Here is a 15,980-nt window from a genome sequence, read left to right on the forward strand (position 1 = left end):
GACGCTTCGCGCGAAGCGCGCTCTGCGGCATCGGCTCAAAAAGGTTACAGCGCCAGGAGCAATCGTGTCGTAGTGTTACGCTTCCGCCCCTGAAGGAACCGCGGTGTATTACTTTCACATCAAGCCCCTGGGTGGGCTCGAGCGCCGGACGCCGATCCCGCCGGGCGTCTCCTCCATCGGCCGCCTTCCCGGGAACCAGGTCGTGCTCGACGAATACGGCGTATCCGGCCGCCATGCGGAGCTCGAGGTCGCCGGTCCCGAGGTCCTCATCCGCGACCTCTCCTCCACCAACGGGTTGTTCGTCAACGGCCGCAGGGTCGAGTCGGCACGACTCCAGCCCGGAGATCGCGTGCTGCTCGGATCGGTTCTCGCCGTGCTTCAGGAAGCCGTCAGCGATCGCATCCGGATCCGGCAGGACGGCTCGATTCCGGACGGGAACGAGGGAGGACGGGTCGATGGGGAAGGGTTTCCTCCCTCGCTCCTCGAGAAAGCCTACGTGCCCACCGCGTCGGCCCCGGCCGACGTGCTCGACGCCCCGCCCTCCGGAGGAACGCACGATCCCGAGGTGCTCCTCGCCCTGCTCCAGGAGATCCTGGTCGACGGCGGCGCGCGAACGTCCGAAGCGCTCTCCCGCGCCCTCGGCGCGGTGGTCCGCCACCTGGGCGCCTCGGAGGGGTATCTCGTCGGCGTGAGGGCTCCCGCGGAGTACTACCTGCTCGCGGCGGCCGGAGGGTCGGGCCAGCTCGTGTTGTCGCGGGGCGTGCTCCAGCAGCTCGCCGAGACGGGCGCCGAGTGTTGCATCGACACCTCGGAGCGCGCCGGCGAAGGGTGCATCGCACTTCCCCTCCGGGTCCGCGGGCGGGCGGGCGGGGCGCTCTACTTCCAGGTTCCCGTCGAATCGATGCGTGCGGCGCGCCAGAAGGTCGGCTCGATGCGCCCCGTCACGGCCGCCCTCGCGCTCCTCGTGGAGCGCGCCGAGGCCCAGTCGGATCTGCTGCGGACGCGCCTGGCGCTGGCCGCGGGGGTGGAGTGGCCCGCCCACGCGGAGGGGTTCCGGGCGACGTCCTACGACCTCGTCGCCCGGAGCGCCGCGATGCGCGAGGCGGCGGACCGGCTCGAGCGGCTTGCTTCGGAGCCGGGACCCGTCGTGCTGCGCGGCGAGACGGGGGTCGGCAAGGCGCGTGCGGCGCGCCGGCTGCACGCGCTGTCTCCGCGGCGGCGCGCGCCCTTCCTCCTCGTGGGGTGTGGAATCGCGCCGGAGGAGGAAGAGCGGAGCGCCCTGTTCGGCTCGCGAGACGACCTCGCGGGGGATGGGGGACGGGGCAGGCTGGACCTCGCCGACGGCGGGACGGTCTACTTCGACGAAATTTCGGAGCTCGGGCGCCCGTCGCAGAGTGCCCTCGCCGTCTTCCTTCGGTCCGCTCCGCGCGTGGGCGTCGTGCTCGGCACGCGCCACGCCGAAGGGACGCCGATTCCCGGGATCGACCCTTCCCTGGCCGAGATCCTGGAGCAGCTCGCGGTCGTGCCGATCCCCGCCCTGCGCGATCGCAAGGACGACGTCATCGCGCTTGCGCAGGAGTTCGCACGCTCGGAAGGTGCGGCGGCCCGGAAGCGCATCCTGGGTCTGTCGATGGACGCGTGCCGCGCGCTGAGGGATTACCCCTGGCCCGGCAACGTTCTCGAGCTCAAGAGCGTCGTCGGGAGGGCGGTGCTCGTCGCCCGCGACTCGATCCTGGACGTGGACCTCTTCCCCTTCGACATCGCAGGCGGGAGGATCGACCTTCCGGGCCTCGACGCCCTCGGGCTCGCCCGCGAGAGGAGTTGGCGCGAGGCCAAGCTAGCCTTCGAGCGCGTCTACTTCTCGGAAGTGCTCGAATCCAACGACGGGAACGTCGCGAAGTCGGCGCGCCGGGCCGGGATCGCGCGGAAGAACTTCTACTACAAGCTCCGGCAGCACGGGCTCGTCCCGAAGTGACCGGGCGAATCGGCGACGAGGCCCGCGAGCGGATCCTGCGCGCGCAGGAGCTCCCGCCGGGGTCGATCGTCGCCGGCCGGTTCCGGATCGAGTCGCCGTTGGGGATGGGCGGCGGCGGCGAGGTTCACGTCGCCGCCGATCTCGAGACCGGCGCCCGGGTGGCCTTGAAGCTCCTCGCCCCCGGAGCCGCCCGATGCAGGGACGAGGCCTTCGAGCGCGAGCCGCGGCTCGCGCTGCGGCTCGACCATCGCGGCCTCGCGCGAACGCTCGCGCTGGGGGAGTTCGAAGGTCGTGCGTGGCTCGCCACGGAGCTCGTGGAGGGGGAGACGCTCGCCGCCCGCCTGCGGCGCGGCGCGCTCCCGGCGAAGGACGCCGCGCGGACGCTGCTCGAGCTCCTCGACGCGCTCGACTACCTTCACGCGGCGGGAGTGGTCCATCGCGACGTGAAACCGGGGAACGTGGTCTTGTCACCCTCGGGGGCGAAGATCCTCGACTACGGGCTCGCACGCCGCATGGGCGTTCCGTCGCCCGCCACGGGCGAGGTGTGGGGCACCGCCGAGTACCTCTCGCCCGAGCAGGTTCGCGGAGAGGCGGGGGACCACCGCGCGGACCTCTACGCCGCGTCGGTCGTGCTCTGGGAGCTGCTGACCGGCGAGCCTCCCTTCCGAGCGGCGACGCCGCTCGAGACCGCGCGGGAGCGCGCGCGCCGCGGCCCTCGACCGCCGCCCACCGCCGACCCCGACACGGCTGCGCTCCTCGCGGTCGCCGTCCGGGGCCTCGCCCCCTCTCCCGAGGACCGCTTCCCGTCGGCCCGGGCCATGGCCGAGGCGATTCGCCTCGCCCCTGGCGGGCCCTCCGCGCGTCGGGATCTCCGGCGCGCCCTCCGCGACGACGCCGACCGCCTCGCGGGACGCGCGCCGCGCGCGGAGCGGCTGCTTCGCGTCGTGTTGCCGCTCGCGGTCGCCGCGGCGATCACGCTCGCGGGCCTAGCGACCTGGTGGGTGAAGACGCGGTCGCTTCCTTGACGCTTTCGGGGGGCGGGTGGCAGAATGCGCGGGCTTTTCGCCTTGGGGCTGTAGCTCAGCTGGGAGAGCGCAAGAGTGGCACTCTTGAGGTCGTGGGTTCGATCCCCATCAGCTCCACCATCCGCGACGTTCTGACCACGACTCGGCTTCGTCGACGATCCTCGCCATGGCCTCGACCGCGGCGACGGGGTGCGCGCCGACCGCCGTCTCTCCGGTCAGCAGGAGCGCGGAGGCGCCGTCGAGGACGGCGTTCGCGACGTCGATCACCTCCGAGCGCGCCGGTCGATCCGACACCGTCATCGACGCGAGCAGATGCGCGGCGACGATCCCCCGTTTCCCGACGGCGCGGGCGGCGGCGAGCACCTCCTTCTGCAACCCCGGGAGCCGCTCGAGCGGGAGCTCGACGCCGAGATCCCCGCGAGCGACGAGCACGCCGTCGGCGGCGTCGAGGATCTCGGCGAGTCGATCGAGCGCCTCCGGGCGCTCGATCTTCGCGACGACGGCCATCGTGCTCCCGGCGCGCTCGAGCAGCCGTCGCGCGAGACGGACGTCCGAGGCGCCCCGCACGAACGAGACGAGCAACGCGTCGCAGCGAAGCTCCGCCGCGAGCGCGAGGTCGCGCCGGTCCTTCGCGGTGAACGCGGACTTCGCGAGCTCGGCGCCGGGAAGGTTGATCCCCTTGCGGTCGCCGACCGGTCCCCCGCGCTCCACGCGGCACCGCAGGCGCGCTCCGCGCACGGATTCGACCCGCAGGACGACGTTGCCGTCGTCGATTCGGAGCGTCGTGCCCCGGCGCGCCTGCCGGGACAGCGCCGGCCAGGGGACGGGGAGGGTTCCCGCGGGGGAGCGTTCGGTTCCGGCGATCACGTCGATCCCGGCACCGGGCTCGAGCTCGAGTCGGCCGCCCGGCAGCGTCCCGATCCGGAATCGCGGCCCCTGCAGGTCGCCCAGGAGCGCGACCGTCCGGCCGGAGTCTCGCGCGGCGCGGCGGAAGCGGCGGACCCTTCGCCGGGCGTCCTCCGGCTCTCCGTGGGAGAAGTTGATCCGGGCCAGGTCGAGCCCCGCCCCGAGCAGTCCCGCGAGCACCGCCGGGTCGTCGCAGGCGGGGCCCAGCGTGCCTCCGAGCTTGGTGATCCGCATCGCGCAGGATCGTAGCAAGCCCGCGTGCTACAACCTCCGCCCCCGGATTCCGTATACACCCGCCTTGCTCCGTGGAGGGTTCGATGAAGAAGTTCCTTTTGGTCCTGCTCGCGATCGTGGGCATCCTCTGCATCATCGCCGCCGTGGCGGTGCTCGTCGTCGGCGGGTTGTCCTCCGGGTCGGGACGCATCGGATCCAAGACCGTGCTGGAGGTCGACCTCGAGCAGGGTCTGGAGGAGGTCGTTTCGGACGACCCGATCGCGGAGGCGCTGGGCGGCCCGAGGGTGGGCGTCGTGGAGTTCCTGCACGCCCTCGAGCGCGCCGCGAAGGATGACCGCGTGGTCGGACTCGTCGCGCGCGTGGGGACCGCCCCGATGGGGCTCGCGCGCCACCAGGAGATCCGCGACGCGGTCGAGGCCTTCCGCAAGTCCGGGAAGTTCGCGGTCGCCTGGTCGGAGACGATGGGGGAGTTCGGCTCGGGGACCGGCGCCTATTACCTCGCCACCGCCTTCGACGAGATCTACCTGCAGCCTTCCGGCGACATCGGGTTCACCGGCCTCATGTACGAGACCCCGTTCATGAAGGGGGCGTTCGACAAGCTCGGCGTGGTCCCGAAGATGGATCACCGTTGGGAATACAAGAACGCGATGAACACCTACACCGAGACGAAGTTCACCCCGCCCCACCGCGAGGCGCTGGACAAGGTGATGCAGTCCCAGTTCGACCAGATCGTCCGCGGCGTCTCGAAGGCCCGCGGACTCGACGAAGCCCAGGTGAGGGCCATCGCCGACCGCGCGCCGATCCTCGGAAAAGAGGCGCTCGACGCGAAGCTCGTGGACGGGATGCTCTACCGCGACGAGGTCTACGCGAAGGTGCGGGAGCGGGCGGGCGGGGATCCGACCTTCCTGTGGGTTCAGAAGTACTGGGAGCGCGCCGGTTCGCCGTACAAACACGGCCCCTCGATCGCGGTGATCCACGGCGTGGGCGCGGTGCAGCGCGGCAACGGCGGGTTCAGTCCGCTCACCGGATCGGCGATGGGGTCGGACACCGTCGCGGGGGCGTTCCGCGACGCGGTCAAGGACAAGGACGTCCGCGCGATCGTCTTCCGCGTGGACAGCCCCGGCGGCTCCTACGTCGCGTCGGACACGATCCTCCGGGAGGTGGTCAACGCGCGGAAGGCCGGCAAACCCGTCATCGTCACGATGGGCGACGTCGCCGGATCGGGCGGTTACTTCGTCGCGATGGAGGCGGACAAGATCGTCGCGCAGCCTGGGACCATCACCGGCTCGATCGGCGTGCTCGCCGGCAAGCTGCTCACCGACGGCTTCTGGGAGAAGACCGGTCTCTCGTGGGACGACGTCCACACGAGCGCGAGCTCGACGATGTGGACCGGCACCTACGACTACACCCCCGAGCAGTGGGCGAAGTTCCAGGGATGGCTCGACCGCATCTACGCGGACTTCACCGGGAAGGTCGCGGAGGGGCGCAAGCTCCCGCTCGAGAAGGTGCAGCAGATCGCGAAGGGGCGGATCTGGAGCGGTGAAGACGCCAAGGAGATCGGTCTGGTCGACGAGATCGGCGGATTCCCCGTCGCGCTGACGCTCGCGAAGCAGGCCGCGAAGATCGACGCGGACGCGCCGGTGACGCTCCGGACCTTCCCGAGGAAGAAGACCCTTTTCGAGAAGCTCACCGACAAGGGTTCGGACTCCAGCGAGCCCGACGCCGCGACCGTGATGATGGGCGAGCTGATCCGGATCGCCCGTCCCGTGGCCGTGCTCGCCGAGCAGGCGGGACTGCTCGAGCCGGCGGGCGCGCTGTCGATGCCTCCGGTTCGGGCGGGACGTTGATGGAGGAATTCGGTCGCGGAGAGTGCCCCGAGCGTCCCTCGCGGCCCTGCGATCCGCACGAGGTCGAAAAAGCCCCTGCACGTCGCGCTCTCGCCGCGTAACGTTCAGTTACTCGGTCTCCGGTTCGCGTCCCTCGGCCGGAGATGTCGGAGGGTGCGTCGACGGTTCCGGCGAGAGCCCCCCCCTCGCGGGACCGGTGGCGCCCGCCGGCGAGGCCGGGGCCCGAGGGGGCTCCGGCCCGCCCGGCGTTTTGGCGGGGCGCGCGGCACCGCATGGTATCGTCGCCGCGCCATGGCCGATCCGGCGCCGTTCTCGGTCGCGATCATCACGCTCAACGAGGAACGCAATCTGGGTCGCTGCCTGCGCAGCGTCGCCTTCGCGGCGGACGTCGTCGTTCTCGACTCCGGTTCGACCGACCGCACCCGCGAGCTCGCCCGCGACCTGGGCGCGCGCGTGATCGAGGAGCCGTGGCGGGGTTTCGCCGCCCAGAAGAACCGCGCGGCCGCCCTCGGCCGCTACCCGTGGGTCCTCAGTCTGGACGCCGACGAATGGCTGGCGGAGGGATCGGAGCGCGAGATCCGCGAGGCCCTCGCCGCGCCGCGCGCCGACGCGTACGCGTTCGACCGCGTCTCCTCCTTCTCCGGCGGGTTCGTCCGGCGCACGTGGGGGAAGGACCGGCACCTTCGCCTGTACCGGAAGGACCGTGCACGCTTCGAAGGGGCGCACGTGCACGAGTCGCTCCGACTCGACGCCGGGAGCGCGACCGCGCGCCTGGCGTCGCCCCTCTATCACCTGAGCTACCGTTCGATCTCCGACTACGTCGATCGCATGAACCGATACACGACCCTGGCGGCGCGCGCGCTCGAGGAGCGCGGGACGCGGTTCTCCGCAGGGCGCGTGGTCGTTTCGCCCGCGGCGGCGTTCGCGAAGCACTACCTGCTCAAGGGAGGCTGGCGCGACGGGATGCGCGGCTTCGTGGTGAGCGCGGGCTCGGCGTTCTACGTCCTGCTCAAGTACGCGAAGTTGTGGGAGGCGACGCGGGAGGTCGACCGGGAGTTCCGGGGCCTGGTGCCCCCGACTCCCGAGGACCCCGAGCCCGACGCCACGTCGCCTCAGTCCCGGTAGATCAGGAAGCGGCGGCGCGTCGTCTCGAAACGGGCGAGCTCGTCCCGCCAGCTCGCCTCGAGGTCGGGAACGCTCGCTCCCGATTCGATCCCGTCCCGAAGTCCGGTCTTGCCGAGCAGCAGGTCGATCGCGAGCCGGTCCGCGACGAACTCGTACACCTCGCGCCGCCAGTCGAACGCGCCGGGGTCCTGGCGGCGCGCCTCGCGCAGCACGGCCAGGTACGTGGCGAACGGCCGGAACACCTCGCGGTCGGTGACGTGGACCTGCACGCCGCCGCACGACCTGCGGGCGTGTTTCTGGAACATCGGACGGAAGTGGGCGGCGCGGAACCGGCAGCCGGGGAGCCCTTCGCGCCGCGCGGCGTCGTCGAGGGCGTGGGCGAGCCCGGAGGGCTCCAGCCACGGCGCACCGACGAGCTCGAAGGGGCGCGTGGTCCCGCGCGCCTCGGAGAGATTCGTCCCTTCGACGAGGCAGCCCCCCGGGTAGACGAGCGCGGTCTCGGGGGTCGGCATGTTCGGCGAGGGGAGCACCCACGGGAGTCCGGTGTCCGCGGCGTGCATCCTCCTCCGCCAGCCGTCCATCGGAACGACCCGGAGGTCGCACGCGACCCCGAACGCGTCGTGGAACAGACGCGCGAGCTCTCCGGTCGTCATGCCGTGCCGGACGGGGATCGGGTAGCGACCGACGAAGCTCGACCATTCGGGATCGAGGACCGGTCCCTCGACCGCGATCCCCCCGATCGGATTGGGGCGGTCGAGCACGAGGACCGGGATCCCCGCCTCGCGCGCGGCCTCCATCACGAACGAGAGGGTGTACACGAAGGTGTAGTAGCGACTCCCGACGTCCTGCAGGTCGTAGACGATCGCGTCGAGCCCGTCGAGGTGCGACGGGGCGGGCCGCAGCGAAGCCTCGTCGGCGCCGTAGAGGCTGATCACGGGAAGGCCGAGCGTCGGGTCGGCCGGCTCCGCCACGCGCTCCATGTCCTGCGCCTCGCCGCGGACGCCGTGTTCGGGGGCGAACAGGCGCACGAGGCGGAATCGACCGTCCCGGGCGAGCCGGTCCGCGGCGTGCACGAGCCGACCGTCGACCGAGGCCGGGTGGGCGACGAGGGCGATGCGCGCGCCGCGCGGGAGAAGGTCCGCCGCGGGATCGAGGAAGACGTCGAGTCCGGACCGAACGGGGCTCACGGGATCTCCTCCGGGGCCGCGGAGTCTACCAACGTCGCCGCCTCGCCGCGTCGTCCGGGGACGAGGGTGAGCAGGCTCACGTCGGGCGGGACGTTCCACCGCGCGGGAACGATCGAGGTCCCGACGCCGGCGGTGATGAACAGGCGCGTCCCGTCGACGTCGAAGAGTCCGCGGGCGCGGGTGCGCCCCAGGCGCGTGTCGGTCGTGAGCGGGCCGAGGCCGGGGAGGAGGATCTGGCCGCCGTGGGTGTGCCCCGCGATCGCGAGGTCGGGGCGGGGAAGCGCCGCCTCCGACAGGACGAGCGCGACGTCGGGATGGTGGGCGAGGATCACCCTCGTGGGGGCCGACGGCGGGGACCACGCCCAGGCGGCGAGCTTCGAGGCCATGCGCCATCGCGCGCGGAACCCGGCGAGGTCGTCGAGCGGCTCGGTCGCGGCGTCGCCCTTCGCGTCGACGATCCGGAGCGCGGACAGCCCCGCGAGTCCCGCCCTCACCCGGAACGTCAGCGGCACGCCCGCGGGGCGCGCCGGGTCGGCGTCGACGGCGTCGATCGGCCAGGACGACGGCTCCGGGTCACCCTCCACCCAGAAGCGCGCCCGCACGGCGGCCCGGTCGGGGGCGCGGTCGACCCGGACCCGGGCGCGGCACCAACTCCCGAGCGGAGGGGCGAACGCGCTCGACGTGGAGCCCGGCAGGGGGGCCGACGCCCGAAAGGCGCGCTGCAGCGCGAACGCGCGCCGCCCGGGACGCGAGCGGATCCGCCAGGCGTCGAAGGCGCGCAACTCGAACGAGGTGGAGGTCTCGTCGACGCGGAAGGCGAAGATCGCTTCGAATCCGGAGGCGAGGTCGGGTGTCCCGGCCCAGGAGAGGACCGAATGCTCCGACCGGCCGCGGGTCCGCGCGAACGCGCGCGCGCCCTCCCGTGCGAGCCCCCACGGCGCGGCGTCCACCTTGGGATCGGCGACGAAGACCTCGACGCCCTCGCCGTGCACGTCGTAGTTCCGGGTCTCGTTGGCGAGGATCTCCGCCCGCCCCGACCACGCCGCGGCGAGCCGCTCCCGCACGGGAGACTCCGCCTCCCCCGGGGCGACGAGGACCGGGATCCCCGGCGCGACGGAGGCCAGCCAGTCCGCCGCGGCGCGCGCCGTCGCGTCGTCCCGTGCCGTCGCGCCTCGATCGAGCACGTCGCCGGGGACGAGCACGAGGTGCGGTCGGAACCCCGCCGCGATCGCGGGAATGCGGCGCCAGTTGAACGCGGAACGCGGCCAGTCCACGTCGCTGAAGACGAGCAGGCGCACCTCGCCCGTGCGCAGGCCCTCGGAAGGGACGCTCGCCCGCACCACGCGCAGGTCGCGCGGGTCTCGGCGGAGCCCCTTCCAGCCCGCCGCGCCGGCGGCGACCCCCACGGCCGCCCAGGCGGCGCGTCCCAGGAAAACGCGACGTCGCACCCGGGAAGGCTATCAGGGCACACGCGGTAGGATGCGCGGATGAACTACTTCTGCGTGGACATCGAGGCGTCGGGACCGGTCCCGCCGCTCTTCAACATGTTGTCGCTGGGGGCCACGGTCGTGCGCCCGGAGGGGGACCGGCACGCCGTCGGCGAGACCCTTTATCTCGAGCTCAAGCCGATCTTCCCCGGATTCGACGCCGACGCCATGCGCGTGTGCGGCCTGGACGCCGAGCGGCTTCGCCGCGAGGGCATGGAGCCGAAACTCGCGTTGGAACGACTGGCGCGCTGGGTCCAGGAGCATAACGCCGGCTCCGCCGATCGGCCCTGCTTCGTCGGCCACAACGCCGTGTTCGACTGGTCCCACGTCGCCTACTACTACGCGCACTTCGGCATGCCCAACCCGTTCGGCTACAAGGGGCTCGACACGAAAAGCCTCGCGATGGGGGTCTTGCGCGTCCCGTGGAACGAGACCTCCAAGGAGAACCTGGAGCGCGTGCTCCAGCTCCCGCCCCAGGATCCCGCGCAGATCCACCGGGCCGACTACGACGCGCACTACCAGGCGCTCATCCTCCAGGCGCTTCTCGACCGCAAGCCTTGACGGGCGGAAGGCCGGGGCGCTAGCCTTCCGGGTCCTTTATGGACGTTTTCCTCCCCACCCGCCTCGACCTCCACCCCGAGAGCTTCGTCGCGCCCGGCGCGACCGTCGTCGGGGACGTCGCGCTCGGCCCGAACAGCTCGGTCTGGTACGGCTGCGTGCTCCGCGGCGACCTCGAGCCGATCCGCGTCGGCGCGCGCACCAACATCCAGGACCTCACGCTCGTGCACGTCGACCGCGGCCTTTCGACCACGATCGGCGCGAACGTCACGATCGGACACCGCTGCGTGATCCACGGGTGCACGATCGGGGACGACGCCACGATCGGCATGGGCGCGGTCCTGCTGAGCGGGTGCCGGATCGGCCGCGGCGCGCTCGTCGCGGCCGGAGCGGTCGTGCGCGAGGGCTTCGAGGTCCCGGCCGGCGCGATCGCCGCGGGCGTTCCGGCGGTTCTGCGCGGGGAGGTGACCGACGCGCTCCGGCAGCGCTTCGCCCTCGGCGTCGAAGGTTACGTGGCCCTCGCGGGCGAGTACCGGGCCGGGCGGCTGGGAGGATCGCGATGATCGCGGCGGAGGGACACGAGACGTTCGCGAAGGTCGTCGACCGGGCCCGCTCGATCGCGATCGTCACGCACGTGAACCCCGACGGCGACGCCATCGGCTCGGAGGTGGGGATCGCCCGGTACCTCCTCGCCGTCGGCAAGCACGTCCGCGTGATCAACCAGGACGCCACTCCCGAGACGCTGCGTTTTCTCGAGGAGAAGGGGCCGGCCGCCGAGCCCTACGATCCGGCGACCCACGATCCGGTCTTCGAGTCGGTCGACCTCGTCCTGCTCGTGGACAACTCGGCCCCCGATCGCCTCGGGCGGGTCGAGCCGGTCGCGATGCGGCACGCCGACAAGGCCCTCTGCATCGACCACCACCCGACGAAGGGGACCCCCTGGCGATTCAACGTCCTCGAGGACCGCGCGAGCGCGACGTGCGCGATGATCTACGAGCTGATCCACGCGCGCGGCTATGTCCCCGACCGCGCGTGCGCGCAGGCGCTGTACGCCGGCATCGCGACCGACACCGGCTTCTTCCGATTCAACTCGACGAGGGCGGAGACCCACGAGATCGCCGCCGCGCTCCTCCGCCTGGGAGCGGAGCCGGTCCGCTGCTACGCCGAGGTCTACGAGCGCAACGCGCCGGAGTACACGCGCCTGCTCGGCCACGCCCTCGCGTCGCTTCGCCTGCAGGCGGGGGGGAAGCTCGCCTCGGTGCGCATTCCGCTCGCGACGCTCAGGGAGTGCAACGCGGAGCACGTCGACACCTCGGAGATCACGACCCCGCTCCTCGCGACCGACGGCGTCCGCGTCGTCGTCCTCTTCAAGGAGATGGACGGCGGGCGCGTGAAGGTGTCGCTGCGCTCGAAGGGGGAGCTCGACGTGCACGCCCTCGCGACCGAGTTCGGCGGCGGGGGGCACCGCAACGCCTCGGGCATCGTGATGAAGGCGCGGTTCGAGGAGGCGATCGAGCGGGTGCTCGCGCGCGCGGAGCGGCTCGTCGAGGGGCCCGCGGCGTGAACGTCCGGGTGCTGTACTTCGCCTCCCTCGCGGACCGCGCCGGCCTGCGAAGCGAGACGATCGAGCTCGCGACCCCGACCGACATCGCGGGGCTGTGGGCGCTCGTCGGCGAACGCCATCCCGGTCTCGCGGAGCTTCCGGTGAGGCCGATGGCCGCCTGCGACCGCGTGTACGCGTCGTGGGATCGGTCGCTGGAAGGCGTCGAGGAAGTGGCCTTCCTGCCGCCGGTCAGCGGAGGTTAGTCGTGGCGAGGCTCGTCGAGTCGGAGATCCAGGCGGACGAGCTGCTCGGTGCGGTCCGCTCCGACGCCGACGGCGGCCTGGCGCTGTTCGTCGGCGTCGTCCGCGATCACAACGACGGGCGCCGCGTGTCGTTCCTCGAATACGAAGCCTACGGGCCCATGGCCGTCGCCGAGATGGAGAAGATCGAGGTCGAGGCGGTCGCGAAGTTCGGCGTCTCGAGAGTCGCGATCGTCCATCGCGTCGGCCGCCTCGAGATCGGCGAGGTTTCGGTCGCCGTCGCCGTCGCGTCGCACCATCGCGCCGAGGCGCTCGACGCGTGCCGGTTCGCGATCGACACCCTCAAGCACACCGTTCCCATCTGGAAGAAGGAGCACTTCGAGGGGGGAGCGGTGTGGATCGAGGGGTGCGGGCACCCGTAGGAGAAACCCCAGGTCCTCGCCGACGCGGCACGCCTCGACCCGGATCTCGTGCGCGCCCGCGTTCCAGGAGACGCGGACCGTCGCCTCCTCGATCCTGCGGCGGAGGGGATCCAGGTCCTCGAGCCGGAACGGGGGGCCGCCCGGGGAGCCCGGCAACGGGGATCGGGAAAGGACGACCTCGCCGTCCACGCGCACCTCGAAGGCGTCGTCGGTCGTGATCCCGAGCTCCCCCTCGGTCGCGCCTTCGGCGACGACGACCGTGCGGGCGGCGGCGCAGGTGGGCTTCGCCTCCGGCGGCGACCCCGAGAGCCGGTCGAGGTCCACGAACGCGTCCGTGGGCACGAGCGGATCGGGGCCCTTCCCTTCGGGGGCGCGAGGCACCTCCCAGCGGGTCACGAACGGTCCGAGCGCGACGAGCTCGTAAACCGTCGCCCCGCGGTCCTTGAATCGGGGCCGGAAGCGTGGATCGCGCTCGAGACGTTTCGTGATCGAGACGTAGCGCGCGGGAACGACGACGAAACGGCTGCGGAACGTGTCGCGGATCCCGGGGTAGGGGTCCGGGTCGCGCCCCGAGGCGATCCGCCACCAGGCGCTCGCCCGCTCGGGATCGGTGGCGTAGAAGAAGGTGGGGTCGAGGCCGATGAGGTAGCGGTGCCGCGGGGCGTGGAAGAACAGCTCCGGGAAGTCGTCCCACCCGAGATTGAAGATCGTCTCCCCTTCGGGGACGTGCCCCGCGACCCATGCGCCGGCCGGCTCGAGGGCGCCGCTGGGGTCCCCGACGAGCGCGTCGCGGTTCGACCGGACGCTCGCCACGAGGCCGACCGCGACCGCGACCGACGCCAGGGAGCGCAACCACGGGACGCTCCTTCCCCGATCGCGCAGCGCGACGCCGAGGGAGAGCATCGTGAACGGCGCCCAGAGCTCGACGAACCGCTGGCTCAGGCAGGCCAGGCCAAGGAACCCGGCTGCGACCGCGAGCAGCGTGCGGGCCTCGGACGACGCGCGGCGCGCCGCGACGAGGAGCGCGATCGCGGCGCCGAACGCGGCGAAGACGCCGACGTTTCGCGCCAGAAGCTCGCTCGCCGGCAGGGGGAGCATCTCGGTTCCCATGCGGACCTCCGCCCCGCGAAGCCACGAGTTCGACAGGACGCCGACGTTGGCGATCCACCAGAAGCGCACGTTGTTCGGGAAGTAGGGGTTGAGGAGCGTTCCGGCGAAGGCGCCTCCGAGCGCCCACGCGGTCGTGCGGAAGCGGGACAGGAATCGCGTGCCGGGCGCGACGTCGCGCGTCAGGTCGTGGAACAGGGCGACGGCGGGGAGCGCGTGATACGAGCAGTGGACCCACGCGAACGCCGCGGACCAGAGCGCCGTCTCGCGCCGGCGGCCCAACAGGATCGCGGTCGTCCCGCCGAGCACGACCGCGATCGAGAGGACGACCGGGCGCGTGAACGTGTACCGGAAGAGCGCATCGGGACAGAAGGCGAGAACCGCGAGGCTCAGCAACGCCGCGTGGGGGATCTCGAGCCGCCGTGCGGAGACGTAGAACACGCCCATCACGGCGGCGGCGAATCCGACCGCCGCGACCCTCGCTCCGGCGAGGAGGTCCCCGAACGTGAACGGGATCAGGAGGAGGTGGTAGACGAGGTTGAAGTTCGCGAAGCGGTCCCGGAGGAAGGACTCCTGAAACCAGGGGAAGGTGCGGGAGATCCCCTCGTCGCGGATCCACTGGGCGTACCGGATGTGGAAGTACCCGTCGCCGTCGTAGATCGGAGGGCCGGACCAGCGGACCGCCGCGACGACGGCGGCCGAGACGCCGACGACGAACAGCAGGGTGGTCCAGTCTCGAAGGGTGAAGGCGCGCATTCGCCGAAGGCTACGGCGATCCCGGGGCGCCGCCCAGCGGTTCCCGCCCGTTCCCGCTCCGCGGGAAAAGGGGCCTGGCCCCTTTTTCAATCCAGATCCATCCGCTCCATGTCCTCCTCCTCGAACCCGAGGTAATGCGCGAGCTCGTGGTGGAGGGTGCGGGTGATCTCCTCCCGCAGGTGCTCCTCGTCCTCGGCGAACCGCTCGAGGTTGCGCTTGAAGAGCAGGATCCGCGGGGGTTCGACGGAGAGGGCGCCGCCGGTGCCGAACGTGCGCTCGTCGAGGGCGGAGCCGACGAACAGGCCCAGGAGCTCGGGATCGAGGGGCGGCATCTCCTCGGTGAGGATCGCCTCCGAGGGCACGTCCTCGACGGTCGTCGCGACCTCGGCGAGGTGGGAGCGGAAGTTCTCGGGGAGCATCTCTCCCGCGGCGACGACGACCTCCTCGAACTCCGAGCGGGCCAGTCGCACGGGCGGCGGGAAACGCTCGGGGTCGAGCGTGGTCGCCCGCGCGAGCTTGGCGTCGGCGGCGGCGAAGTCGCCTTCGCGCTCGTCGAGCAGCGCCGCGATGTTGAGGGCGTCGGGAAGGTCGGGGTCGGCCGCGAGGGCCGCCTTCGCCTCCGGGCGCGCCTCGGCGAACCGGCACGCGCGGAACAGGGCGACCGCCAGGCTCGCGCGGAACTCCGGGTCCTCCGGGTCGAGGGCGACGGCGTTTCTCAGCTCCTTGACGGCGTCGTCGGGGCGGTCGAGCTCGAGATAGGCCTGCCCCGCCAGGAAACGCAGGACCGGGTCGTCACCGAGCTCGTGCAGGGCGATCTTGGCGCGGGCGAGGGCCTTGTCGGCGTCGCCTTCGTCGAGGGCGTCGTAGATCTCCTCGACGATGCGCTCGTCGTCGTCGGAGGCGGGCGGTTTCGGGCTCATCGGGGGACGCATGCTAGCATGACGTGTTTGCCGAGCCCTTTCTTTATCAAGGAGATACGCGGGAATGGCCGTCGTCGAGCGCCAGGACGTCAGGAACCTCGCCATCATCGCCCACGTCGATCACGGGAAGACCACCCTCGTCGACGCGATGCTCTGGCAGAGCGGCATCTTCCGCGACAACGAATACGTCGTGGAGCGCGTGATGGACTCGATCGACCTCGAGCGTGAGAAGGGCATCACGATCATGGCCAAGAACACGGCCATCGCCTACAAGGGGACGAAGATCAACATCGTCGACACCCCGGGGCACGCCGACTTCGGCGGCGAGGTCGAGCGTACCCTCAAGATGGTCGACGGCGTCATGCTCCTGGTCGACGCGAGCGAGGGGCCGCTCCCGCAGACCCGGTTCGTCCTTCGCAAGGCCCTCGAGCAGGGGCTGGCCCCGATCGTCGTGATCAACAAGATCGACCGCTCCGACGCCCGCGCCAAGGAGGTCCTCAACGAGGTCTACGACCTCTTCATCGACCTCGACGCGACCGAGGACCAGCTCGAGTTCCCGGTCCTCTACGCCAACGCCCGCAAGGGGATCGTACGTCGCACCCCCGACGGGGCGGACGAGCCGCTCGTG

The 15,980-nt window shown here is 71.8% G+C and carries 14 protein-coding genes and 1 tRNA gene; 11 read left to right on the plus strand and 4 right to left on the minus strand.

Annotated features, from left to right (window positions below):
- Nucleotides 1–103 precede the first annotated feature (103 nt).
- The 3 genes from VF139_18590 to VF139_18600 all read left to right on the plus strand — a co-directional run bounded on the left by VF139_18590 (nucleotide 104) and on the right by VF139_18600 (nucleotide 3,120).
- Nucleotides 104–1,975 carry a sigma 54-interacting transcriptional regulator gene (locus VF139_18590; protein ID HEX6853411.1) on the plus strand — a complete coding sequence of 624 codons (1,872 nt, stop codon included), beginning with the start codon at nucleotides 104–106 and terminating at the stop codon, nucleotides 1,973–1,975.
- Nucleotides 1,972–3,000, plus strand: a complete 1,029-nt coding sequence (locus tag VF139_18595) for a serine/threonine-protein kinase (GenBank protein HEX6853412.1) — start codon at nucleotides 1,972–1,974, stop codon at nucleotides 2,998–3,000. Before VF139_18590 ends, VF139_18595 begins: the two co-directional genes overlap by 4 nt.
- A gap of 44 nt (nucleotides 3,001–3,044) precedes the next feature.
- Nucleotides 3,045–3,120 (plus strand) — tRNA-Ala (locus VF139_18600).
- Here the strand turns inward: VF139_18600 and pyk are convergent.
- Nucleotides 3,109–4,140, minus strand: coding sequence for a pyruvate kinase (gene pyk / locus VF139_18605; GenBank protein ID HEX6853413.1), 1,032 nt, complete (start codon nucleotides 4,138–4,140; stop codon nucleotides 3,109–3,111). The two genes, VF139_18600 and pyk, sit on opposite strands and share 12 nt — an antisense overlap.
- A gap of 83 nt (nucleotides 4,141–4,223) precedes the next feature.
- Here pyk and sppA point away from each other — a divergent pair, with 83 nt between their 5' ends.
- Both sppA and VF139_18615 read left to right on the plus strand, forming a co-directional pair.
- Nucleotides 4,224–5,987, plus strand: a complete 1,764-nt coding sequence (gene sppA, locus VF139_18610) for a signal peptide peptidase SppA (protein ID HEX6853414.1) — start codon at nucleotides 4,224–4,226, stop codon at nucleotides 5,985–5,987.
- A gap of 291 nt (nucleotides 5,988–6,278) precedes the next feature.
- Entirely contained in the window at nucleotides 6,279–7,112 is an 834-nt protein-coding gene (locus VF139_18615; GenBank protein ID HEX6853415.1) for a glycosyltransferase family 2 protein, read from the plus strand.
- Here the strand turns inward: VF139_18615 and VF139_18620 are convergent.
- Nucleotides 7,100–8,299 carry a DUF1343 domain-containing protein gene (locus tag VF139_18620; protein ID HEX6853416.1) on the minus strand — a complete coding sequence of 400 codons (1,200 nt, stop codon included), beginning with the start codon at nucleotides 8,297–8,299 and terminating at the stop codon, nucleotides 7,100–7,102. The two genes, VF139_18615 and VF139_18620, sit on opposite strands and share 13 nt — an antisense overlap.
- A complete protein-coding gene (locus tag VF139_18625; protein ID HEX6853417.1) occupies nucleotides 8,296–9,747 on the minus strand; it encodes a hypothetical protein in 1,452 nt (483 codons plus the stop codon). Before VF139_18625 ends, VF139_18620 begins: the two co-directional genes overlap by 4 nt.
- Before the next feature lie 39 nt (nucleotides 9,748–9,786).
- Between VF139_18625 and VF139_18630 the strand changes: the two genes are divergently transcribed.
- From VF139_18630 to VF139_18650, 5 genes are read left to right on the plus strand one after another with little or no spacing between them, the layout of a single operon-like run.
- On the plus strand, nucleotides 9,787–10,347 hold the full coding sequence (locus VF139_18630; protein ID HEX6853418.1) for an exonuclease domain-containing protein: 561 nt from the start codon (nucleotides 9,787–9,789) through the stop codon (nucleotides 10,345–10,347).
- 38 nt (nucleotides 10,348–10,385) lie between these two features.
- Nucleotides 10,386–10,907, plus strand: a complete 522-nt coding sequence (locus VF139_18635; protein ID HEX6853419.1) for a gamma carbonic anhydrase family protein — start codon at nucleotides 10,386–10,388, stop codon at nucleotides 10,905–10,907.
- The gene (locus tag VF139_18640) at nucleotides 10,904–11,908 is read left to right on the plus strand and encodes a bifunctional oligoribonuclease/PAP phosphatase NrnA (protein ID HEX6853420.1); all 1,005 of its coding nucleotides are present in this window, start codon (nucleotides 10,904–10,906) and stop codon (nucleotides 11,906–11,908) included. The genes VF139_18635 and VF139_18640 overlap by 4 nt, the downstream gene beginning before the upstream one ends.
- Nucleotides 11,905–12,150: a MoaD/ThiS family protein gene (locus VF139_18645; GenBank protein HEX6853421.1), complete on the plus strand. Its 246-nt coding sequence runs from the start codon at nucleotides 11,905–11,907 to the stop codon at nucleotides 12,148–12,150. Before VF139_18640 ends, VF139_18645 begins: the two co-directional genes overlap by 4 nt.
- 2 nt (nucleotides 12,151–12,152) lie before the next feature.
- Nucleotides 12,153–12,569 carry a molybdenum cofactor biosynthesis protein MoaE gene (locus VF139_18650; GenBank protein ID HEX6853422.1) on the plus strand — a complete coding sequence of 139 codons (417 nt, stop codon included), beginning with the start codon at nucleotides 12,153–12,155 and terminating at the stop codon, nucleotides 12,567–12,569.
- Between the two features lie 1,949 nt (nucleotides 12,570–14,518).
- Here the strand turns inward: VF139_18650 and VF139_18655 are convergent.
- On the minus strand, nucleotides 14,519–15,352 hold the full coding sequence (locus VF139_18655; protein HEX6853423.1) for a metallopeptidase family protein: 834 nt from the start codon (nucleotides 15,350–15,352) through the stop codon (nucleotides 14,519–14,521).
- A 64-nt stretch (nucleotides 15,353–15,416) separates the two neighbouring features.
- Here VF139_18655 and VF139_18660 point away from each other — a divergent pair.
- A partial coding sequence (locus VF139_18660; protein HEX6853424.1) for a GTP-binding protein occupies nucleotides 15,417–15,980 on the plus strand: 564 nt, incomplete at its 3' end.

This window comes from Candidatus Polarisedimenticolaceae bacterium (assembly GCA_036376135.1).
GTDB lineage: Bacteria > Acidobacteriota > Polarisedimenticolia > Polarisedimenticolales > DASRJG01 > DASVAW01.